Genomic DNA, 23,762 nt, shown 5'->3' with positions numbered 1-23,762 from the left:
CGTCAGCTGTGGGTGCGAATTTATTCGCACTGTGCGGATAAATCCGCACCTACACAGGATTCTTGCATATGATATTCCATGCATATTCCTAAGCCTATGATCTCCATTGAGCTTCAAATTCTTCTGCCGGCATCGGCTTGGCAAACAAATAACCTTGAGCATAGTCGCAAGCCACCGACGCCAGCAAATCACGCTGCAACTCGGTTTCCACACCTTCGGCAATCACCTTCAGACCCAACTTATGCGCCATCACGATAATGGCCTCACATAACACAAAATCACTGGACTCGGCACTCAGATTGCAAACAAAAGATTGGTCGATTTTTAAATAGTCGATATCAAATTTCTTCAAGTAAGACAGTGCAGAATAGCCAGTCCCAAAATCATCGATAGCGACCTGCACCCCAGCATCTCGAAACACCAGCAATTGCTCGGCGGTTCTCTGACTGGCTTCCAGTAACAAGCCTTCGGTAATTTCCACCACGATGGCTTGACCGGGTAATCCTGCAGACTGCAAAAAACTTATCCAGTCCGCAGGATTATGTCTAGCATCTAAAAACTGCAATGGCGATTTGTTGATGCTAATTTGAAAATCCGTATGCAGGGTTTTGCGCCAGAGGCCCACTTGCGCAGCAGCGGTATGAAACACCCAATCACCAATTTCATTGATCAGACCAGATTCTTCGGCTAGCGGCACAAATTCGGCCGGACTAACCAATCCACGTTGTGGGTGTAGCCAACGCAGCAAAGCTTCCGCCTTGTAAATCTTGCCGTTAGCAAGTTCTACTATCGGCTGATAGACCAACTTAAACTCTTGTTTTGCTAAAGCGCCGCGCAAATCATTAATCATCGCCGCCCGAGTAGACAAAGCGATCTGCATGGACTGGGTAAAAAAGCTGTAACAATTCCTACCCTGGCTTTTCGCCGCATACATAGCCTGATCGGCATTTCTGAGCAATTGACTCAATTCCTGACCATCTTCAGGGTATAAGGTAATGCCAATGCTGGCGGATACATAGACTTGCTCGTCGCCTAATGTAAACGGCTGACTCAACTGATTCACCAATTCTTTGGCTGCCCGTTCAGGGCTATTGACGCTGTCGATTTCATTCAGGAGGATGGTAAATTCATCGCCGCCAAGCCGGGCTACCACATCCGATTCGCGTACGCACGACAGCAACCGCTGGGCGGCTTGTTGTAACAACTCATCGCCCATTTCATGACCCAAGGTGTCATTCACCTCTTTAAAGTGATCAAGATCAATGATCATCAAGCAAAAGCGTTGCTGCATGCGATGAGATATTTTAATCTCCTGCTCGATGCGCTCTCGAACCATACGCCGATTCAACAAACCTGTTAATGGATCAAAATTAGCATGCCGCCAAATTTGTTCTTCTGTTTGTTTACGTTGGGTAATATCGGAAAACAGTGCAACCCGCCGCTGCGGCTGCTTATCATCGTCATAAATAGTATTGATGAAGGTCTCTTCGATATAGACTTCTCCGGATTTACGACGGTTTTTGAGTTCACCATGCCAAGTACCAGTGGCATTAATAGACTGCCACATAGCCTGATAAAACGCAGGATCATGTTCACCTGCGCTGAGCATTTTCGGATCTTTGCCTAGCACATCTTCGGCCGTATAGCCTGTCATATGAGTAAATGCGGCGTTGACATTCAGAATCTTGTTATCGGCATCTGTCACCAGCATGGCTTCGCTGCTGTTTTCAAATACCAGCGCTGACAACTTTAAAGCTTCTTCCGTCTCTTTGCGCTGGCTAATATCACGGGCAAAACCGACCGAGCCCAACACCTGATTTTGATCATCCAGTAAAGGCGATTTGTGAGTTTCTACCCATCTGCATTCGCCGTTAAGCTGCATTTTTTCTTCGACGTGCATATGCTGTTTGCTGTCCATCACAGCTCTATCATCTACTTGGTATCTTTGGGCTAAATCAATCGGAAAGATATCAAAGTCGGTTTTGCCAATAACCTGATCAACACTAATACCCAACTGTTCGGTAAACACACGATTTGCCGCCAGATAACGGCAATTTTTATCTTTTAACCAGACTAAAAACGGAAAGTTATCCAGCAAAGCGCGTTGGTAATATTGCTTCTGCAATAATGCCTTTTGTGCCCGCCGCGCTTCGGTAACATCAGTAAAATGCCAGATACGGCCATAATATTGCCCCAACCTATCGCGTACCGGCCCGGTATAGCGTTCTAAAACCACCCCATCAATTAATTCGATTTCATCACACCCCGTCAGCGTAGGATCATTGTAATAGCGGGTAACTTGCTGCAAAAACTGCTCGGGATTTTTGAGTTTTTGCTTTACAAATTCAAGCTGTACGCCATCATCAGATTGGCCTGCTATCTCGACAGGAATACCCCACAACTCGGAAACCCGCTGATTTTGAATAAGCTTATTGCCTTCAGCATCCACTACTAAAACGCCATCCGGGGAAGAATCAAGCAAGGTTTCCATAAAAGTAGTGCGCCACAACAATTGATCATCCAGCCGCTTGCGCATGGTAATGTCTTCATATACCCCCATCACGCCAATAATTTGTTGTTCACTGTTGCGCAGAGGTAATTTAGACACGCGCAGCCAGATTTCTTCGCCCGTCGGCCTGGTTCGCAGTTCCTCGTAAGCCAAGCGACTAACACCCGATTGCATAACCTGCAGATCATCAGCCTGGCATAACGTAGCCTGCTGACTCCAGCTCAACTGAAAGTCATTTTTACCCAGTAGTTCGGCCACCGAGTCAAGTCCGGCATCTTGCGCAAATAATTGATTTGCACCTAAATAACGTGATTGTTGATCTTTCCAGAACACCCGTAACGGCAGCGTCTCCAGAATGGTTTGCAGTAAAATATTAGTATCAATTAAGATTTTATTGGCGTGGTATTGTTCGGTTAAATCCAGCATAATCACCAAATGCTCTCCACTACAGATGCCTTCCAGTGGCACAGCGCCCACCAATACGTGTTTGATGTCGCCATTTTTACAATGAACATCCATCTCGAATGATTGAAAAGCTTGCCCGGTTTGTTTGGCCTGATCCAATTGCTGAAGCCAGCGGGTTTCGACCCAGCGGCGATATTCAGGATCTGGGTAGGCTGTTTTCCACCAGTCCGCCAGGGTGGAAATATCTGCCAGTGTGTAGCCAAAAGTCTTGATAAATGCCGGATTCAGTAGAGTGATATTGAATTGATCGTCATTTAGCACATACGCCACTGGTGAAGCGCTAATAATGGCTTCCAAACGCCGCTCACTACTGCGTAAAAAACTATCCGCCTCTCGCAAGTCGTGCAAAGTCAAGGCCAGTACACTGCCTATCCAGGAAAACAGACTTTGAAATAGCCAAAAATTCAACAAGCCACTAATTTCAAAATCATCAGCAAAAACGCCTTTACCTGCCGCCGCCCCCAGCAATGCTGTTGAGGCAGTTAGAATCACCACGAACTGCACACCATGCCGACCAAAACGCATCGCCCCCCAAAACAAAAAGGCAAACATCCAGTACGTGCGAGGTAAATCAGCTAATTGTTTTTGCAAAACATCCAGAAACACCAGTAGAGCGACAAACACGGTCAAGCCAATAAAGCCTAGCGCTTCAAAGCCACGCTTACCTTGAAACCACCCTGAGGGCCAATGTCGCCAGATCAATATCACTGGTGTGAGGGTAATAATGCCAAACGCATCGGCCATCCACCAATGCAACATCACTTGCGGTAAAGCCTGCACTGGAAACAGCCCTTGAAAACCCATGGCAACCGGGCCGCATGTGACACTGATAACGCTACAAAATGCGCCGACCAGTGTCAGTGTGCGCAAATGCTCCGGTTTGGCTAAATCCAAACTAAACCGGTGACTCCGATTGAGTAACCAGGCCGCCAACACCGACTCCAAGGTATTGCCTAGGGCGGTAACAAAACACAGCCAAATCCCATCATCCACCAACAAACCGGCCGCAAAAGCACCGACAAAAACCCCTGGCCACAACCGCAAACCCTTTAGCAGCAACGCTGACAGTGCTATACCACCCGGAAACCATATCAGGGTCACGTTACCAGCCACAGAAAAATAGCTCAGCATCAGTTTCGCCAGCAGAGCATAAACGGTTGCCATCAGCAACATGCTGGATAGGTCTTGCCAGCGGTAATGCGGAAAAGTCATAGTTATCAGCTTACGGAGTCATTAAAACTGCGGCCACCAGGCTGCTGCCTGTGCGGAAGTATAGGCTTGATAAGCAGCAACTGCCGCTAAAGCCAGGAAAAGCAAGCCACTGATTTTATGCAGCAACTGCATGGGTATTCGCTGCAAAACCGTACGTCCAGCCCAAACGCCCAAGCCCGAAGTAAAACTCAACGCCAAGGTCGCACCCAACCAGACGGCCAACGGCTCTGCGGTACTGCTAAACGCTACGACTGCCAACTGGGTTTTATCACCAAATTCAGCCACGATAATCAATAAAAACGTCGTAAAGAAAATATTATGCCCACTTTTTTCTACAACTTCTCCGTCATCATCCTCATCAGTATGATTGAGCAAAGCATGTAAACCAAAGCTGGCAAATAATATCGCCACACTAGCGGCGACCAAATAATCCGGCAACCAGTCAGCTATTGCAGCTCCAAATACCACAGCTAAGGTGTTTAATAAAGCAAATGCCGTAATCGCCCCCCAGATAACGGGTGTTGCGCGATGTCTTGCGGCCAAGCTCATACAGACCAACTGACTTTTATCACCAATTTCCGCTGCCGCTATCAGCACAAAGCTGGTAGCAGAAGTTGTTGCGACTTGGGAAAGGCTTAGGTTATTTAGATAATCAATGAAATTTACCAATGTGTTCATAGACTAATATTATGTTAAAAGTGAACGCTTTATGTAAGCAGTCAGTAAATACAAGAACTCAGACACAAAAAAGGAGGTGTCGTTTGCACGACACCTCCTTATCATAACAATACAACTGATACTGATTATTCAGTTACATTGATGACTTTCATTGAATTGGTGCCACCAATACGACCGGTTGAATCGCCTTTGGTCAGAATCAATGAATCACCCGTTTTCACCACGCCACGCAAAAGCAGTTTTTCAACGATGTTTTTGCTGACGCCTTCAGAGTTCATCTTTTCATGGGTGAAATGGATCGGAAATACACCTTTATACAAGGTCACCCGCCCCAAAGTACGTTCTTCATTACTAAAAGCATAAATAGGTATATTGGAGTTAATCCGCGACATACACAATGGTGTAGAACCTGTCTCGGTCAACGACGCAATTCCGTTTAACTTGGTGTGATTAGCCATATACATGGCCGACATGGCAATCGCTTCGTCAACCCGCTCAAAACTATCAGCCATCCGGTGCATAGACTTGATCACACTCGGTTGTTTTTCGGTTTCCAGACAAATCCGCACCATCGCTTGTACGGTTTTAACCGGGTGTTTGCCCGAAGCCGTTTCAGCAGACAACATAATCGCATCGGTGCCATCGACAATGGCATTAGCCACGTCGAATACTTCAGCACGCGTAGGAATCGGATTTTCTATCATCGATTCCATCATCTGGGTTGCGGTAATGACGGCGCGATTCAATTCACGAGCACGGTTGATCAACATTTTTTGTGCAGCAGGCAAATTGGCATCACCAATCTCCACACCCAAATCGCCCCGCGCCACCATGATGGCATCAGAGGCTAAAATGATCTCATCGATCACTTCCATGGCTTCAGCACGCTCGATTTTTGCCACCAAGCCGGCATTACAGCCTTCCGCTGCCAACAACGCGCGCGCTTCATGCATGTCATCTGCAGTACGTGGAAAGGAAATCGCCACGTAATCGGCATTGATTATGGCAACGGTTTTAATATCTTCCTTGTCCTTGTCAGTCAAAGCCGCAGCAGATAAACCGCCACCCAACAAATTGATACCTTTGTTGTTAGACAAATCGCCGCCAACCACAACTGTACAGTTGACACGGGTTTCGTCGATGACATTCACCACATCCAATACTACGCGACCATCATCAAGCAACAAACGGGTACCGGGCTTTACTTCCCGAGCCAAAGGCTTGTAACTAATCCCGACTTGGGTGTTGTCTCCATCCAGTTTACCTAGATTGATATCAAGCGAAAAATCTTGACCTTCTTCCAAGTAAACCTTGTTTTCTTTGAAGCGTTCGATACGGATTTTAGGCCCTTGCAAGTCGGCCAAAATACCAACCCGACGACCCGTTTGTTTGCTGATGGCTCGCACACGGTTGGCACGATCAATATGATCTTGCGCCGCACCGTGTGAAAAGTTCATTCTGACAACATCGACACCGGCCAGGAACAATTCCTCAAGTACACCGGGTTTGTCCGTAGCGGGTCCCAGCGTAGCCAGGATTTTTGTTCTTCGTAACAGCATGAAAATCCTTATTTAGCGTTGAACAGAGCAACAGTGGTATCAAGCATACGGTTTGAGAAACCCCACTCGTTGTCATACCAGGACAATACTTTAACGAAGTTGCCACCAGTGACTTTGGTCAAACCCAATTCGTAAATTGAAGAATGCGGGTTATGGTTGAAGTCTATGGATACTAATGGTTCTTCATTGATGGCTAAAATGCCTTTCAAGTAACCTGCAGACGCTTCTTTCAAAATGCTGTCGATTTCTTCTTTAGTGGTATCACGTGAAGCCTGGAAGCATAAGTCAACGACAGACACGTTGATGGTCGGCACACGCATGGCGAAACCGTCCAGTTTGCCTTTCATTTCGGGCAATACCAAACCTACCGCAGCAGCGGCACCGGTTTTGGTTGGAATCATGGATTGAGTGGCAGAACGGGCACGGTGTAAATCACTGTGATAGACGTCGGTCAATACTTGATCGTTGGTGTACGAGTGAATAGTGGTCATTAAACCGTGTTCGATACCAATAGTATCGATCAAAGGTTTAACTAAAGGCGCCAAACAGTTGGTGGTGCAAGACGCATTAGAAATAACAGTATCAGACGCTTTCAAAGATTGGTGATTAACGCCGTACACAATAGTTGCATCAACATCGGCACCGCCTGGTGCAGAAATAATGACTTTTTTAGCACCGGCCGCAATATGCGCAGAAGCTTTGGCTTTGCTAGCGAAGAAACCGGTACATTCATGTACCACGTCCACGCCCAATTCAGCCCAAGGCAGTTTTGCTGGATCTCTTTCGGCTAAAACACGAATTTTGTCACCGTTAATGACAATGTAGTCACCATCAACAGACACATCGAAAGGGAATTTGCCGTGTACGGTATCGTATTTGGTCAAATGTGCATTGGTTTTAGAATCGCCCAAATCATTGATAGCAACGATTTGAATTTCGTTGGTGCGACCTGATTCGTACAACGCGCGCATGACATTGCGACCGATACGACCATAACCGTTAATTGCAACTTTAATTGCCATAGAGTGTTCTCCGGAATGAGAGTGAAAGACAAGGGTAAAGCAAATTGACACGGGTGGCGTCAAAAATAGCCTAGATTGTAACAAAATGCGCCGGAAAGCGTCCAGATTGCTGGAATTAAATTTCTTTGACACCTTACCAAAGTCGATCAACCTTCCTGGCGGTTCCGAATTTATGCAAAACCGGATAGAATTCCGCTATTAAGTTTAGTGAGTGGAGTAGCGGGTGAGTATTTTAACGATTCTGGAATTTCCTGATAAACGGTTGCGTACCGTAGCGCAGGAAGTCGCCGTAGTCGATACCGACATCAAAACCCTGGTCGACGACATGCTGGAAACCATGTACGCTGCCAAAGGCGTGGGACTGGCAGCCACGCAAGTTAATGTCCATAAAAGGGTGATTGTGATGGACATCAGTGAAGATAAAAACGAGCCGATATGCCTGATCAACCCTGAAATTATTAAAACAATCGGCGTTGAAGAGTCCGAAGAAGGCTGTCTCTCGGTACCCGGCTTTTTCGAAACTGTCAGCCGTGCCGAACAAATTAAAATCAAAGCCTTAAACCGTGACGGCGAAAGTTTTGAAATGGAGGCTGACGATTTACTGGCAGTTTGCATTCAACACGAAATGGATCACCTACAAGGCAAACTTTTTGTGGATTATTTATCGGCCTTCAAACGCAACCGCATCAAAGCCAAGCTGGAAAAAATTCACAAACAGCAAGGCCACTAAGGAACCCCATGAAAATCGTTTTTGCCGGCACGCCGGAGTTTGCCGTGCCCACATTACAAGCCTTGCTGGATTCTGAACATGAAGTGTGCGCAGTTTATACCCAGCCGGACCGGCCAGCCGGTCGCGGTCGCAAGCTGACAGCCAGCCCGATCAAGCAATTGGCGCTCGCTCATGACATTCCGGTTTACCAGCCGGAAAATTTCAAAGACTCCACTACCATTTCAGAATTAGCAGCCTTAAACGCCGATTTGCTGATAGTGATTGCTTATGGCCTGATTTTGCCACAAGCAGTGATCGACATTCCACGTCTGGCATGCATCAACGTGCACGGCTCTTTGTTACCACGCTGGCGCGGGGCAGCTCCGATTCATCGAGCCTTAATGGCTGGCGACGACAAAACCGGCATTACCATTATGAAAGTGGTAAAAAAACTCGATGCCGGCGACATGTTATTAAAAGATGAATGCCCCATTACAGCCACCGACACTTCCAGCAGTTTGCATGATCAATTGGCGCAAATGGGCGCAACCAGTTTGCTGAAAGTAGTTGATCAATTTCAAGCTGGTACTGTAATCGCTGAGGCACAAGATGAAACCCTGGTAAGTTATGCGCATAAGCTGGAAAAGCACGAGGCAGTACTGGACTGGACAGATTCCGCCATCCAACTGGATCGCAAAATTCGCGGCTTAAATGCCTGGCCGGTCGCGCAAACCTCTTTTAAAGGCGAGGTGTTGCGAGTCTGGAATTGCGCCTTAACCGATAAAACCAGCTCGTTGCCGCCCGGCACCATCAGTTGCGCCGACCAGGCTCTGGATGTCGCCACCGGCGCTGGTGTCATCCGCCTGCTGGAAGTGCAATTACCCGGTGGCAAACGTATTGCCGGTAAAGATTTTTTGAATGCTCAGGCTGCCGATGGCGAGAAGTTAGGTTTATGAATTTACGCGGCTGTGCGGCCCAAATTCTGTCGCGCGTCATCAGCGATGGCTACTCATTGACAGCAGCACTGGATAATCAGCTGCCTAAACTCAAAGATCATCAAGACCGGGCTTTTGTGCAAGCCCTGTGTTACGGCGTCATCCGACATTATTTTGCACTGGATTTCATGCTGCAAAAATTGCTGGATAAACCGCTTAAATCCAAAGATGGAGATATTCAAGCTTTATTACTTGTTGGCTTGTATCAATTGCAGCACATGCGCGTAAAGCAGCATGCCGCTGTTTCGGAAACCGTAGCCGCCACCCGACATAAACCCTGGGCCAAATCACTGGTCAACGCCATTCTCAGAGGTTATTTACGCGACGCTGAAGCCTTGCAAGCCGCCTGCCTAGACGATCAGCAAGCCGAACTGAATCACCCCCACTGGATGATTCATGCCATCCAAACCAGTTGGCCGGAACAAGCCGCGGACATTTTGGCCGCCAATAACCAACCCGCCCCAATGGCACTGCGCGTCAATGCTTTAAAAGGTAGCCGGGAAGCGTATCTGCAACGCTTGGAACAACTGGACATTAGTGCACGCATGGTCAGCCATTGCCCCTCTGCGCTAATTTTGGACCTGGCGCTGAATGTCGATCAATTACCCGGCTTTAGCGAAGGTCTGGTTTCCGTGCAGGATGTCGCCGCACAACTTGCCAGCGGCTTACTGGATGTAAAACCCGGTCATCGTGTACTGGATTTATGTGCGGCGCCGGGCGGAAAAACCGCTGCCATTCTGGAACAGCAACCCGACTTAGCCTCTTTGTTAGCAATTGATGTTGACCCTACTCGTCTGCAGCGGGTCAAAGATAATTTAAGCCGTTTGCAATTACAGGCGGACACTCAAACAGCCGATGCCAGCGACCCAGCCTGGGCTGAAGGCAAATTATTTGATCGCATCCTGCTGGATGCGCCTTGCTCTGGATTAGGCGTCATACGCCGTCACCCGGATATCAAACTATTACGCCGAGAAAGCGACATCGAAGCTTTGCAAATCCTGCAAGCCAAAATTCTTAACACTGCCTGGAGCTTACTCGCGCCCGGCGGCATTCTGCTCTACGCCACTTGCTCTATTTTAAAACAGGAAAACGAACAGCAAATTGCCGCATTTTTAGGCAATCACAGCGATGCGGTTGAACTATCGCTTGCTGCCGACTGGGGTATAGCCAGAACGCACGGCCGTCAAATTCTCACCGGTGAATTACAAATGGACGGCTTTTATTATGCCAAGCTTGGCAAGCACATTTAAAAGCTATTTGTTAATCTGCCTGCTACTATGGCCCACGCTGAGTGTTGCCGAGTCATTTGTGGCTCAAATTCGCCATGCAAAATTAATTGCTAACGACCACAACTTTAGCGTTCAAGCCAAAATTGACTATGAATTGAGCCCTACCGCCAAGGAAGCCCTGCATAAAGGCGTGCCATTAACCTGGATAGTCCGGCTGGAAATTCGCCAAATCGGCTCGTTTTGGGACAGCACAATATACAAACAGGCTCTGCCTTATCAATTGCAGTTCCATGCATTATTGAATCAATACGAAGTACTGACTCCAAATAATGAAAGTGAAATGTTTTTAACGCTGAACGCCGCATTTAGGTTCATGTCGACCCCAAACTTTACCAAGCCGATTCCTGCCGACCTGCTGCAGACCGGCCAGCACTACAAGCTGGCAGTCAAATGTCAGTTTGACCGGGAATCACTACCGGTTCCGCTGCGGCCTTTTTCCTACCTGGATGCCCAGTGGTTCCTCTCCAGTAACTGGTACTTATGGCCTATTCAAAAATAAAGCTTCCGGCTAGCGCCTCCATATTCATCTTATTTGGCTTTATTCTGCTCTCACTGCAATTGATGAGCAGTTCGACCCAAGAGTCCTCTGAATTAAGCCAAATGCACTCCTGGCTGCTGGTAATCAACACCCTGGGTTCGATTACCCTGCTGGCACTGGTTATCGTCAACACCTATTCCTTGGTACGAGAACTCAATAAAAAGGCAGCCGGCTCACGCCTGACCACCCGCATGGTGTCGTTGTTTGTGTTGCTGGCATTGGCACCGGCTGCAATCGTGTTCTATTTTTCTGTGCAGTTTCTGCATCAAGGTATCGACAGCTGGTTTAACGTCGAAATTGATCGCGCCATGGACGATGCCTTAGAGCTCAGCCAATCCTCACTCACACAACGCATGAACTGGCACATCAAACAAACCCGCCAAATTGCCACACAACTGGAAAACAAGTCCGATACCCTGATAGCGCTGGAAATTGGATCACTTTGGGCTGAATCCGGTGCCACCGAAATTGCAGCTTTTTCCAGCCAGGGTCGTGTTATCGCTTCCAGTAGCGTCAATCCCAGCGATATCCTGCCACATTTGCCTGACGAACAAATCTGGCTGCAACTCAAGCAAAACAAGGAATACTTTGCATTTGCTCCGGGTGACAGCGACGGAATGATGGTGCGTATCATATTGCCTATCGATCGAGACCAAAATCAGTTTTTACAAGTGCTCTACCCTGTTCCTGTACGAATGACTGACTTGGCGGATTCGATAGAATTTGCCTTCATTCGCTATCAGGAAATGACTTTTCTGCGCAATTCTCTAAAAACCAGCTTTTCCTTGATTCTGCTGCTGGTTTTGTTGCTAAGTTTATTAGCGGCCATCTGGGTTGCTTTTATCAGCATCCGAAACATCGTCGCGCCGGTAAAAGAGCTGGTCAAGGGCACCAAGGCTGTAGCCGAGGGCGATTACAAACAGCAACTGCCGGTGATGAGCCAGGACGACTTGGGCTTTTTGGTAGAATCGTTCAATCAAATGACCAAACGCATCGCACGCTCCAGCGATGAAACCCGCGCGGCCGGCTTGGAAGTTGAAAACCAGCGGGCTTATCTGGAAACCATACTTTCCAATCTCACTGCGGGCGTTATCAGTTTCGATGCTTCGTTTCACATACGCACCGCCAACCAGGCCGCTTATCGGATTCTGCATATTCCAGTCAGCCATTTCGTCAGCCAAACCCTGCCGCATCTGGCCAGCCAACACAACGAACTGGCCGAATTACTGGAAGCAATACAGCATCTACTTGAAAAAGCGGATGATATCTGGGAACAGCGCATCGTATTTCTGGGACCCAACGGCCGGCAGGAATTACTTTGCCGCGGCACCCCCTTGTTTTTGCAAAATGGCAACCGCATGGGCGCTGTTGTAGTATTTGACGATGTCACCGATCTGATTCAAGCACAAAAAAATGCAGCCTGGGGCGAAGTCGCACGCCGATTGGCACATGAAATTAAAAACCCGCTAACCCCTATTCAGCTTTCCGCCGAACGCTTACAACACAAACTGGCCAAAGAATTAGAGGACAGTTCCGCCGAGTTCCTGCAACGCAGCACCCGCACCATCGTGCAACAAGTAGAAGCCATGAAGCGCATGGTGGATGACTTTGCCGAATACGCCCGCCCATCCAAAAAGCAAGTGGAAAGAATCAACCTGATCGATTTGATACATGAAATGCAATCGTTGTATCAGCCATCCGGAATTACGTTTAATTCTGCGTTTGCCTCTGATCGCGTGATTATCGAAGCCGATCCGGTTAGTATTCGTCAGGTGCTGCATAATCTGCTCAAGAATGCGCAGGAAGCGACTGCTGCGCAATGCCAGGTCAGCATCAAGATCAATAAAGTGATAAAAAATAATGCCGAATATGCCGAATTAGGCATTTATGATAATGGTAGTGGTCTACATACCGACCAAATTGAAACCATTTTTGAACCCTATGTCACCACCAAAACCAAAGGTACAGGTCTCGGTCTAGCGATTGTTAAAAAGATAGTCGAAGAACATGGCGGCGTGATTTGGGTGGATACGTCTTATAATGCTGGTGCTGGGTTTGTAATCCAGCTGCCGGTCTTCGAATTTGGAAATAGTCAATGAATAATCAAGCGCCTTACATACTGGTAGTCGACGACGAGCAGGATATTCGTCAGTTGGTTTCGGAAATCTTAGAGGATGAAGGCTATGAAGTAGCCATGGCCGAAAACGCCACAGAAGCCAAACGCTTAAAAAGCCAACGCTCGCCGCATCTGATTTTGCTGGATATTTGGATGCCGGACTGCGATGGCATCACTTTGCTGCGAGAATGGGTCGCCGAAGATCAAAGTTTATGCCCGGTGATCATGATGTCGGGTCATGGCTCGGTAGAGTCGGCCGTAGAGGCAACTCGGCTCGGCGCCTATGATTTTCTGGAAAAACCATTATCGCTAGCTAAATTATTGCTCATTGTTGAACGCGCGCTGGAAACCAGTTCGTTGCAACGAGAAAATGCCGGATTAAAACAACAATTAATGATAGGCGTGGACCCGGTCGGCAAAAGTGCCGGTGTGGAGCGCACCAAAGACAAAGTTAAGCGCTTGGCGCAGCACGACACGCGGGTGCTGTTTGTCGGTGAAGCCGGCGTTGGCAAGGAAATGTTTGCCCGCTATTTGCACAACAACAGCCCACGTCGGGAAGGTCCATTTGTTGATGTTTCGGTCGGCAGTATTTCTCCTGAAAACGCGGCGGTGGAATTTTTCGGTCGTGAAGACAATGGCAGGATTTATCGCGGCTTGCTAGAACAAGCACATCGCGGGACTTTGTTTCTGGGCGAAATCGGCGGCATGGATCCTGAAACCCAGGCTCGATTACTCAGCGCACTGGAATCCAGTTCTTTTTTAAGAGTGGGCGGCAGCCAAGCGGTGCGCGTGGATGTGCGCGTGGTTGCATCCACCCGCATGGCACTGGATGAAGAGGTCAATAGCGGTCGCTTCCGTCAGGATTTGTATTATCTGCTAAATGAAGTCAAGCTAGAGGTCCAGCCTTTACGTGATCATAGTGAAGACGTACCTGGCTTGCTGAATTTTTACATCGATCATTTTGTAGCGCACGAGAAGCTGCCGTTCCGCCGCTTCTCAATGGCCTCGCAGAACTACTTGCGTAACTACAGCTGGCCGGGCAATGTGCGCGAGTTGCGCAATCTGGTGCAACGCTTGATGATTTTAGGCGCGGGCGATGACATCGAACTGGATGAAGCCAAAACCGCACTGGGCTCCATCGCCGAACAACCCAAACTAGGTTCTAACGTTCCGGAGTTTTTTAACCTGCCTTTGAAAGAAGCCCGCGATCATTTTGAGAAATCTTATCTGGAATATCATTTCGAAAAAAATGGCGGTAGCGTCGCTAAACTCGCGGTAGCTATAGGCATGGAGCGCACACACCTTTATCGAAAACTGCACTCATTAAAAATTAAACTCTAAAACAACTTGAAGTCAGCAGCTACTTTAAGTAGAATCCCCGTTCTTTATACATAGTCTCAACAGAATTAAGAAGCAAAGATGAAAACATTTAGTGCAAAGCCCGCAGAAGTTAAGCGCGATTGGTACGTGATTGATGCAGAAGGAAAGACACTTGGTCGCCTTGCTACTGAAATTGCACGACGTCTTCGCGGCAAACACAAACCCGAATACACACCACACGTTGATACCGGTGATTACATCATCGTCATTAATGCAGAGAAAGTTGGCGTTACAGGCAACAAAGAAAAAGACAAAATGTACTACCGTCATACTGGTTATGTCGGCAACATGAAGTCGACTTCTTTGGGCAAGCTGAGACAAACCTTTCCTGATCGCATCATTACCACCGCCGTACAAGGCATGCTACCTAAAAACCCATTAGGACGCGCCATGTTCAAAAAATTAAAAGTTTACGCAGGTTCTGAGCACGGTCATCAAGCTCAACAGCCTAAAGTTCTAGAATTTTCAGCAGGTAGATAGTTTATGGCAGCTCAATACTACGGAACAGGTCGTCGCAAAAGCGCAATTGCTCGCGTGTACGCCACAATAGGTTCAGGCAAGTTCACCATCAACAAGCAACCTATTGAACAATATTTCGGCCGCAAAACCGACGAAATGATTGCCAGACAACCTCTGGAGTTACTGGAAAAAACCAACGACTTTGATATCAATATCATCGTTTGCGGCGGCGGCCCATCAGGCCAAGCTGGCGCTATTCGTCACGGTTTGACTCGTGCGCTTATGGTTTTCGACGAAACATTAAGACCATCATTAAGAAAAGCAGGTTACGTTACTCGCGATTCTCGCGAAGTTGAACGGAAAAAAGTTGGCTTGCACAAAGCCAGAAAACGTCCTCAATACTCAAAACGTTAATCGCGCTCCTTCGGGAAGCAAAAAGCCGCTCTTAAAGCGGCTTTTTTTATACCTGACATTCAGCATTATCTGCCCGGCTTTCTTTGCTTGTAAAACCAGATGCTGCAGCACAACACTGAAAAGCAGTAGCGGCGAATTAAATCATAGACTGGCTATAGATCCAGCTCAGCAGCCAAAACCACTGCCCGCTCAATTTCTGCAAGGGAATTATAAAAATGCGGTGAAAAACGAATACCGCCACCACGCATGGCGCAAACCACACCATTTTGCTGCAAATGCTGGTATAAAATCTCGTTAGCTATACTTTTATGCTTAAAAATAACAATGCCGGACTTTAGCTGGCTTTTTTGATTAGACAATAATATAAGCTGTTGATTGGCAGAGATAACCGCTTTTAGATAATCGCTGCGCTCAATAACCCTGGATTCGATTATCTCCATACCCACCTCCAACAACAAAGACAAACTGGCCGACAAGGCATGAATACCCAGCGTATTGGAGCTACCACACTCGAAGCGCCGGGCACCGGGATGAACTTCCCAAGGCAGGTTTTCGTAATTATGCGTGTCTTTCATCATGTGCCAGCCGTATTGAGTTAGCTTTAGCTTGTCTCTAGCCTCAGGCTTAGCATAAAACAGCCCCAAACCTTCCGGACCAAACATCCATTTATGACCGTCAGCCATGACAAAGTCTGCGTTATATGCTTGCACATCAAATTGCACTGCCCCCAAACTTTGAATCGCGTCGATACAAAATAAGATGCCATACTTTTTACAGAACGCACCAATCCGCTCCAAATCCAGCCGCAATCCGGAGGCAAATTGTATCGAACTGATGGTGAGCAAACGGGTATGGCTATCTACTAATGCAAACAATGCCTCTTCCGGCGTTTTGCTACTACTCAGATCGGCTTGACGAAATTCCACGCCTTGATTGGCGAGTGATTGCCAAGCCAATCGGTTGGAAGGAAATTCTTCATTACTGGAAACTATGTTATCCCCCTCTTGCCAAGGCAAACCGTAAGCCACAAAAGACAAGGCTTCCGAGGTATTTTTCACCAGCGCTATATCGTCAACACTGGGTGCGTTTATCAAGACCTTTAATTGCTGGCGTAATTCGGCCTCTTTCTTTATCCAATCCAGATAAAAGTGCGACCCATATCGACTGTTTTGTTCGGCAAACGCAATCACTGCCGCAGCGGTTCGTTTAGGCCAGGGCGCTACGGCTGCATGATTGAGATAAATCAAATCATCAGTCAGGGTGAAATCAGCATGTTTCATAGCGTTAATTCGAAAAAAGTAGATTAGAAAATACAGTACACCTGAAAAGCACGAACACTTAAAAGGCCAGTCGCTGAATACCGAACAGCCTTAGTATGCCTTGTTTATAGCTGCCTTGTCGCTCGCCCAGAACATCGCCACAGGCTAGAAAATTACAGATTGTTTGACCGATAAGATTATCTAAACAAAATGCATTCCAAATTATTCGGCTTTTCGTCGATAATAGCCGGCTTTGTAAACAGTCTTGAGCGTACCTAGCCAGTCATGAAGCTGGAAAAAATTAAACTTTCGGGTTTCAAATCTTTTGTCGATCCTACCACGATACCGATTAGCGGCAATCTGACCGCTATTGTTGGGCCTAATGGTTGCGGCAAATCCAACATTATCGACGCCGTACGCTGGGTAATGGGCGAAAGCTCAGCCAAGCATTTGCGCGGCGGCAATATGGCCGATGTCATCTTTAATGGCTCCTCGGGCCGCAAGCCGGTCAGCATGGCATCGGTAGAGCTGGTGTTTGATAACAACGAAGGCAAGGCAGGTGGCGAGTACGCTCAATACAACACCATCTCGATCAAGCGCCAGGTTAGCCGTGATGGTCAGTCACTGTTTATGCTAAATGGCTCCAAGTGTCGACGCAAGGATATTACCGATCTCTTTTTGGGCACCGGATTGGGTTCACGCAGTTATGCCATTATTGAGCAAGGCACCATATCCCGCATGGTGGAAGCCAAACCAGATGACTTGCGAGTGCATATCGAAGAAGCCGCCGGCATCTCCAAATACAAGGAACGACGCTCGGAAACTGAAACCCGCATGCGACATACCCGGGAAAATTTAGAGCGTTTGGATGATTTGCGTGATGAAGTGGAAAAGCAAATCAAAAATCTGGCCAAGCAGGCAGAAAAGGCCGAAAAATACACCACGCTAAAAAAGCAGGAACGCCAAACCAAACAAGAATTATTGGCTATGCGCTGGCAAAGTTTCCAACGTTCCGCGCAACAATTGGAAAATAAGTTGCAAGGTATTGCCGAAGAACATAATCGCTTGTTCGTATTGCTGCGCGATACCGAAAAGTCCATGGAACTCAAGCGTGGCGAGCAAAAAAATCAGCAGCAACATTTGGATACTACGCAAGCTGAGTATTATGCGGTGGTCGGCGAGGTGAGCCGCCTGGAGCAAGCCATCAAGCATAGCGAAAAAAGCCATGAAGAGACTCTGATCGAAATCCAGCGCTTAAAACAACAGGCCGAGCAAGCTCAGACCGATTGTGAGCTGGATCGACAACAACTGGAAGAAATTCGCCAGACCTTGATGGAAGCTGAAGAAACAATGATGGTCGCCAAGGAGCGCGAGGAAGATTTGCTGGGTATCCAACAAGATGCTCATTTGCAAAAGCAACATTGGCAACAGCAATGGGAAGCCTTTTTAAATGAAAATGCCGGCTATCGTGAACAAGCCGAAGTGCAGCGTACCAAATTAATACAACTGGAAAATCAAAATCGACAATTACAGGCAAGACTGGATAAATTACACACTGAGCGCGACAGCCTGGTCGACACCCAATTACAGCTGGAACTGGAAACCCTGGAAAGCAGCATTGAGCTAATCGAAACCGAACGCGCACAATTACAGCAACAATTGGAAGCTGTATTACAAAAAATTAGCGAGCTGCGACCAGCCATTAAACGCACACACGAACAACTAAACCTGCATCGCGCCGAACTGCAACGGGTTAACGGCAAAATCAGTTCGCTGGAATTATTACAGCAGCATGCCATGGGCAAAGATAAAAAAGAACTGACTAGCTGGCTGGAACAGGTCGGCTTGGAGCAACAACCTCGTCTGGCAGAATTTCTGGATGCTGACGAAGACTGGGAAACCGCAGTGGAAACAGTATTGGGCAGTTATCTGGAAGCCATTTGTGTGGATAGCGCAGAAACACTACTCGGTGAGTTACAGGAGTTGACCAAACAATCGCTGATTGTATTTGAAACGCAACCAGCTGAGGATCAGCCCGCAACCGAAACAGTCAGCCTGGTTAGCAAGCTACACAGTCGCTGGGATTTATCCAGCCTGCTAAGCGGCATTTATTGCGCCGAATCCATGACGCAAGCCCGACAAATGGCATTGGCTGACCATGAATCAGTGGTGTTGACTGACGGCACATGGCTGGGCAAAAACTGGATTAAAATCAGTCGCGGCAGCGATAGCAAAGCCGGCGTATTACATCGGGAAAAGGAGTTACGCGAATTAAAGCTGCGGCAAAATGAATTGCAAATGTTGATTTCCGAAGATGAACTGCAATTGGATAATGCTGAGCAAGCGCTGAAAATAGCTGAAACCAACCGCGAACAATATCAACAAAAAGAAAAATTACTCAGCGCCGAATATTCAGCTAAAAGCGCTGAACACAGCGCGTATTCGGCAAGACTTGAACAGCAAAAACGCCGCTTACAACAACTTGATCACGAAATAGACGAACTCGGCCAACACTTTACTGAAAATACCGAGAATATTTCCGAAGCTGAATTGATCAAGCAGGATGCCGAGCTGGCACTGGGAGAATTGGGCGATAAAAAGCTGCAGCTGGAACATTTGAGCCAGCAAATCCAGTCTCAGCAACAAAACACCGATGCGTCTGTGAATGAGGCTCGGCAACATTTGCAGCGCTTACATGCACAAATCGAGTCGTTAAAAGCATCAGAAGGATTAACCGCCAAACAAATTGAACGCCTGCAATTACAGCATCAACAATCAGCAGACCGTATTAACGAACTGGAAAATAAATTAGAATTCAGCTTGTCACCGCTGGATGACGAAAAAATGCAGCTGGAACAATTACTGGCGCAAAAGCAGCAATTTGAAGCCAGCCTGACCAGTGAACGACAAGCACAACAGGCTAGCGAACAAAGCGTCACTCAATTAGCTAACCTTTATTCGCAAACCCAGCGTGATTTGGAAAAACAAAAAGAAGCACTGGATAATGTGCGTTTTGAGCAGCAGGATAGCCGGGTACGACAACAAACCATTGCAGAACAATTAACTGAAGTCGATACTGATCCCGAGGCCATTTTGCTAAATCTGTCTGCAGATGCCAAAGAATCGGTCTGGAAAAACAGACTAGATGATTTAAGTGATCAAATCGATAAGCTGGGTTCGATTAACCTAACGGCGATCGAAGAATATAAAACTCAATCCGAACGCCTGAAGTTCCTGAATGAGCAACATGACGATTTGATAGCTGCTTTGAATACTTTGGATCAAGCGATCAGTAAAATCGACAAAGAAAGTCGTCAGCGCTTCAAGGAGACATTTGACAAGATCAACAGTGGCTTACAAGAAAAGTTTCCGCGTTTATTTGGCGGCGGCCGGGCTTATTTGGAGCTGACCGAACAGGATGTACTAGAAGCTGGTGTTAATATCATTGCGCAGCCGCCCGGCAAGCGAAACAGCTCAATACATCTATTGTCTGGTGGTGAAAAGGCATTAACTGCGGTAGCCTTGGTTTTTTCAATTTTTGAATTGAATCCAGCACCATTTTGTCTATTGGACGAAGTGGACGCGCCGTTGGACGACGCCAACGTGGTGAGATTCTCCAAAATGGTGGAGGATATGTCCGCTAGCGTACAATTTTTATACATTTCACATAACAAAGTCACAATGGAAATTGCAAAACATTTGGCAGGTGTTACCATGAGAGAACCTGGGGTATCCAGAATGGTGGCAGTTGATATTGAAGAAGCAGTAAGCATGGCGGAAAGCTAATGGATAAAGAATTATTAAGAGTCGTGATTATTTTAATCGGCATGTTGGTGATGATCAGCATGCTGTTGTGGCATTTTTTTAAATCGTTGCGTGAACGCCGCGAAGTTGACGATTACTTTGACGATTCCGAGTATGGCTTAGGCAGCGATGACTTTGAAGTCGACGACGACGATGATGAAATGGATATTTTTCCGATGCGCGAACCGGTTGACGGCGACGCCCTACTGGATGAAGAATCTATCAAGCCGACCCACAAAGAGTCGCCTCAAGCAGCCTCCAAAACTCAATCCAAAACAGCGTTACCCGCGTTGATTGAATTCAGCATTGTGGCCCGTGCAGATGAAGGCTTTAATGGCGAAGATTTATTCGATGCCTTCGAAAGGGTGGGCTTGATCTATGGCAGTGTTAAAGTGTTTGAGCGTATCGACCATAATCGCCTGGTTGATTTTGCGGTTGCCAGCATGATAGATCCCGGCACATTCCCCGACACGCAACTGGAAGAGTTTTATTGCCCTGGCATCGTGTTTTATATGCAGCCGCGTGAACTCGATAAGCCATTGGTCGTATTCGATGATTTCATAGAAACCATTGATACTCTGGCTACGGAGCTGGATGGGGTGGTCTGGGACAATCAAAGACAACCTTTAACAGCCGAAACCATTGCTCAATTCCGACAAATGCTGGCTCATTAGCAAGCATCCGTCAATTCCTGGCGAGGGCGAAACAGCCCTCTTCTCAAGTTAATATTAGTAGTCAGTAAGTGGATCAAAAAAACATTAGAAATTTCTCTATCATTGCCCATATCGATCATGGTAAATCGACATTGGCAGATCGGTTCATACAAATTTGCGGGGGATTAAGCGCCAGGGAAATGGAGGCGCAAGTACTTGATTCCATGGATCTGGAACGTGAACGCGGCATCACCATCAAAGCACAAAGCGTCACGCTTGATTACAAAGCTAACGATGGCGAAGTCTATCAGCTCAATTTCATCGACACGCCCGGCCACGTAGATTTTTCCTACGAGGTTTCGCGATCGTTGGCCGCTTGCGAAGGCGCTTTACTGGTAGTCGATGCGGCGCAAGGTGTGGAAGCGCAAAGCGTAGCCAATTGCTATACCGCGCTAGAACAAGGCCTGGAGGTCGTGCCGGTTTTAAACAAAATCGATTTACCTTCCGCCGAGCCTGAGCGAGTGATGGCTGAAATCGAGGATGTCATCGGCATACCCGCAGATGAAGCCTTAAAAATTAGCGCTAAAACCGGTATCGGTGTCGAAGCCGTACTTGAACAATTGATACAGAAAGTGCCTGCACCTAGTGGTGACCAGAACAAACCTTTGCAGGCACTTATTATCGATTCGTGGTTTGATAATTATCTAGGCGTCGTCTCTCTGGTGCGGATTATCAACGGCGGTCTGCGCAAAAAACAAAAAATCACAGTGATGTCCACCGGCAAGTCCTTTCTGGTGGAAAAACTCGGCGTTTACACCCCAAAACAATTTGAGAAACAGCAGTTAAATACCGGCGAAGTCGGCTTTATGATTGCCGGCATCAAGGATATTTTCGGTGCACCTGTGGGTGATACCATTACTGCCACGGACAATCCTGCGACTGAAGCCCTACCCGGCTTTGAAAAAGTGCAGCCGCGAGTATTTGCCGGCTTGTATCCGGTTAGCTCCGATGATTTCGGCGACATGCGTGAGGCTTTGGATAAATTAAGGCTGAACGATTCGGCGTTAAATTTCGAGGCGGAAAGCTCACAAGCCTTGGGCTTTGGTTTTCGCTGCGGTTTCTTGGGCATGCTGCATATGGAAATTGTGCAGGAGCGACTGGAGCGTGAATACAATATCGATCTAATCACAACGGCCCCGACGGTGGTTTACGAAGTCGAAACGCATAACGGCGAGATATTGATGGTGGATAATCCGGCTAAATTACCGGATGCCGGCAGCATAACCGAAGTTCGCGAACCCATCATTTTAGCCAACATTTTGGTGCCGCAGACTTATCTCGGTAGCGTGATTAATCTGTGCATAGAAAAGCGTGGCACGCAAAAAAACATGCAATACGTTGGCGCCCAAGTGTCATTAAGCTATGAGTTGCCAATGAGCGAAGTCGTGTTGGATTTCTTCGATCGTTTGAAATCAGTCAGTCGTGGTTATGCCTCGTTTGATTATGAGTTTCTGCGCTTCGATCCGGCGCCGCTGGTGAAGCTGGATGTGCTGATTAATGGCGATAAAGTCGACGCTTTGTCGATAATTGTGCATCGAGATCTGAGCCTAAACCGTGGCCGTGATCTGGTTGATAAAATGAAAGATCTGATCCCGCGTCAGATGTATGAAGTGGCAATACAGGCGGCTATTGGCTCTAAAGTTATCGCCCGCTCCACCGTGAAAGCCATGCGGAAAAATGTCACCGCCAAATGTTATGGCGGCGACATTACCCGCAAGAAAAAGCTACTGGAAAAACAAAAGGCCGGTAAAAAGCGTATGAAGCAGGTAGGTAGTATTGAGATTCCGCAGGAAGCGTTTCTGGCGGTTTTGCAGGTTAATAAAGAATAACGGCAGTTAATTATGGATTATGATTTTTCTTTTTTTCTGGTAGTGGCAACTTTTGTAACTGGCGTGGTCTGGGGCGGTTTCTGCTTATATCTGAAATATGTTCAACAGCCTTATCCCACCGAAAAAGAACCCTTGCTAGTGGAATACGCCCGCTCGTTCTTTCCGGTAGTCTTGATTGTATTGCTGTTGCGCTCATTCTTGTTCGAACCGTTTAGAATTCCATCCGGCTCCATGATGCCAACTTTACTGGTTGGCGACTTTATCTTAGTCAACAAATTCACTTATGGGGTCCGCTTACCGGTATTGAATACAAAATTTATCGAACTCGGCGAGCCTGAGCGAGGAGACATCGTCGTGTTCAGATTTCCTAAGCAACCCACGGTGGATTACATCAAACGCGTAATAGGCTTACCAGGAGACCGAATCGCTTACTTTGATAAAAAACTCTACGTCAACGGTCAACTGGTCAAAGAGACATCCCTAGGTCGCTACCAGGGTGTCGGCCAAGGCGTTAATATGACAGGCTCGGAACTCCTGGAAGAAGATTTAACCGGCGTAAAACACTTAATTTTAAACACACCAGGCGCCCCTACGGTCGAAGATGTGTTTGTAGTACCAAAAGGCCAATACTTTGTGATGGGCGACAATAGAGATAACAGTAACGACAGTCGTTATTGGGGAACCGTGCCGGAAGCTAATTTGGTCGGCAGGGCATTTTTCATCTGGATGAATTGGGATTGGGAAAATAACGGTATTGCTTTTGATCGAATCGGCACTATTTTGAAATAAACAACATCCAACTTTCGGGAGAT

General features: G+C 47.3%; 17 protein-coding genes. 12 read left to right on the top strand and 5 right to left on the bottom strand.

Annotated features, from left to right (window positions below; translation table 11 throughout):
• Positions 1-94: 94 nt before the first annotated feature.
• From A1359_RS05530 to gap, 4 genes are all read right to left on the bottom strand, one after another.
• Positions 95-4,186: an EAL domain-containing protein gene (locus A1359_RS05530; RefSeq protein ID WP_066979207.1), complete on the bottom strand. Its 4,092-nt coding sequence runs from the start codon at positions 4,184-4,186 to the stop codon at positions 95-97.
• 21 nt (positions 4,187-4,207) lie between these two features.
• A complete protein-coding gene (locus A1359_RS05525) occupies positions 4,208-4,864 on the bottom strand; it encodes a TMEM165/GDT1 family protein (RefSeq protein ID WP_066979204.1) in 657 nt (218 codons plus the stop codon).
• Positions 4,865-4,989: 125 nt separating this feature from the next.
• Positions 4,990-6,423 carry a pyruvate kinase gene (pyk, locus tag A1359_RS05520; protein ID WP_066979202.1) on the bottom strand — a complete coding sequence of 478 codons (1,434 nt, stop codon included), beginning with the start codon at positions 6,421-6,423 and terminating at the stop codon, positions 4,990-4,992.
• Positions 6,424-6,431: 8 nt separating this feature from the next.
• On the bottom strand, positions 6,432-7,445 hold the full coding sequence (gene gap, locus A1359_RS05515; RefSeq protein WP_066979199.1) for a type I glyceraldehyde-3-phosphate dehydrogenase: 1,014 nt from the start codon (positions 7,443-7,445) through the stop codon (positions 6,432-6,434).
• Between the two features lie 223 nt (positions 7,446-7,668).
• Between gap and def the strand changes: the two genes are divergently transcribed.
• From def to rpsI, 8 genes are all read left to right on the top strand, one after another.
• Positions 7,669-8,175 (top strand): peptide deformylase, encoded by a 507-nt coding sequence (gene def / locus A1359_RS05510; RefSeq protein WP_066979196.1) that lies wholly within the window; start codon positions 7,669-7,671, stop codon positions 8,173-8,175.
• Between the two features lie 8 nt (positions 8,176-8,183).
• Positions 8,184-9,110: a methionyl-tRNA formyltransferase gene (gene fmt, locus A1359_RS05505; RefSeq protein ID WP_066979193.1), complete on the top strand. Its 927-nt coding sequence runs from the start codon at positions 8,184-8,186 to the stop codon at positions 9,108-9,110.
• Positions 9,107-10,399 (top strand): 16S rRNA (cytosine(967)-C(5))-methyltransferase RsmB, encoded by a 1,293-nt coding sequence (gene rsmB, locus A1359_RS05500; protein WP_066979190.1) that lies wholly within the window; start codon positions 9,107-9,109, stop codon positions 10,397-10,399. The genes fmt and rsmB overlap by 4 nt, the downstream gene beginning before the upstream one ends.
• Positions 10,400-10,457: 58 nt before the next feature.
• Positions 10,458-10,937, top strand: a complete 480-nt coding sequence (locus tag A1359_RS05495; protein WP_232322129.1) for a DUF4390 domain-containing protein — start codon at positions 10,458-10,460, stop codon at positions 10,935-10,937.
• A complete protein-coding gene (locus A1359_RS05490; RefSeq protein ID WP_066979180.1) occupies positions 10,919-13,075 on the top strand; it encodes a sensor histidine kinase in 2,157 nt (718 codons plus the stop codon). Before A1359_RS05495 ends, A1359_RS05490 begins: the two co-directional genes overlap by 19 nt.
• On the top strand, positions 13,072-14,433 hold the full coding sequence (locus A1359_RS05485) for a sigma-54-dependent transcriptional regulator (protein ID WP_066979177.1): 1,362 nt from the start codon (positions 13,072-13,074) through the stop codon (positions 14,431-14,433). Before A1359_RS05490 ends, A1359_RS05485 begins: the two co-directional genes overlap by 4 nt.
• A gap of 78 nt (positions 14,434-14,511) precedes the next feature.
• On the top strand, positions 14,512-14,952 hold the full coding sequence (gene rplM / locus A1359_RS05480; protein WP_066979173.1) for a 50S ribosomal protein L13: 441 nt from the start codon (positions 14,512-14,514) through the stop codon (positions 14,950-14,952).
• 3 nt (positions 14,953-14,955) lie between these two features.
• The gene (rpsI, locus tag A1359_RS05475) at positions 14,956-15,345 is read left to right on the top strand and encodes a 30S ribosomal protein S9 (protein ID WP_066979169.1); all 390 of its coding nucleotides are present in this window, start codon (positions 14,956-14,958) and stop codon (positions 15,343-15,345) included.
• 152 nt (positions 15,346-15,497) lie between these two features.
• Here rpsI and A1359_RS05470 read toward each other — a convergent pair whose 3' ends face one another.
• Positions 15,498-16,625: an aminotransferase class V-fold PLP-dependent enzyme gene (locus tag A1359_RS05470; RefSeq protein WP_066979167.1), complete on the bottom strand. Its 1,128-nt coding sequence runs from the start codon at positions 16,623-16,625 to the stop codon at positions 15,498-15,500.
• 264 nt (positions 16,626-16,889) lie between these two features.
• Here A1359_RS05470 and smc point away from each other — a divergent pair, with 264 nt between their 5' ends.
• The 4 genes from smc (at position 16,890) to lepB (ending at position 23,739) form a co-directional block, all read left to right on the top strand.
• Positions 16,890-20,390 carry a chromosome segregation protein SMC gene (smc, locus tag A1359_RS05465; RefSeq protein WP_066979165.1) on the top strand — a complete coding sequence of 1,167 codons (3,501 nt, stop codon included), beginning with the start codon at positions 16,890-16,892 and terminating at the stop codon, positions 20,388-20,390.
• On the top strand, positions 20,390-21,082 hold the full coding sequence (locus A1359_RS05460; RefSeq protein WP_066979162.1) for a cell division protein ZipA C-terminal FtsZ-binding domain-containing protein: 693 nt from the start codon (positions 20,390-20,392) through the stop codon (positions 21,080-21,082). Before smc ends, A1359_RS05460 begins: the two co-directional genes overlap by 1 nt.
• 68 nt (positions 21,083-21,150) lie before the next feature.
• Entirely contained in the window at positions 21,151-22,950 is a 1,800-nt protein-coding gene (gene lepA / locus A1359_RS05455) for a translation elongation factor 4 (protein ID WP_066979159.1), read from the top strand.
• Positions 22,951-22,962: 12 nt separating this feature from the next.
• Positions 22,963-23,739 (top strand): signal peptidase I, encoded by a 777-nt coding sequence (lepB, locus tag A1359_RS05450; protein ID WP_066979157.1) that lies wholly within the window; start codon positions 22,963-22,965, stop codon positions 23,737-23,739.
• Positions 23,740-23,762 lie beyond the last annotated feature (23 nt).

The sequence above is a fragment of the Methylomonas lenta genome, assembly GCF_001644015.1.
Classification (GTDB): domain Bacteria; phylum Pseudomonadota; class Gammaproteobacteria; order Methylococcales; family Methylomonadaceae; genus Methylomonas; species Methylomonas lenta.
The sequence above is the reverse complement of the archived record's forward strand: the minus strand, read 5'-3'. Positions and strand labels throughout refer to the sequence as shown.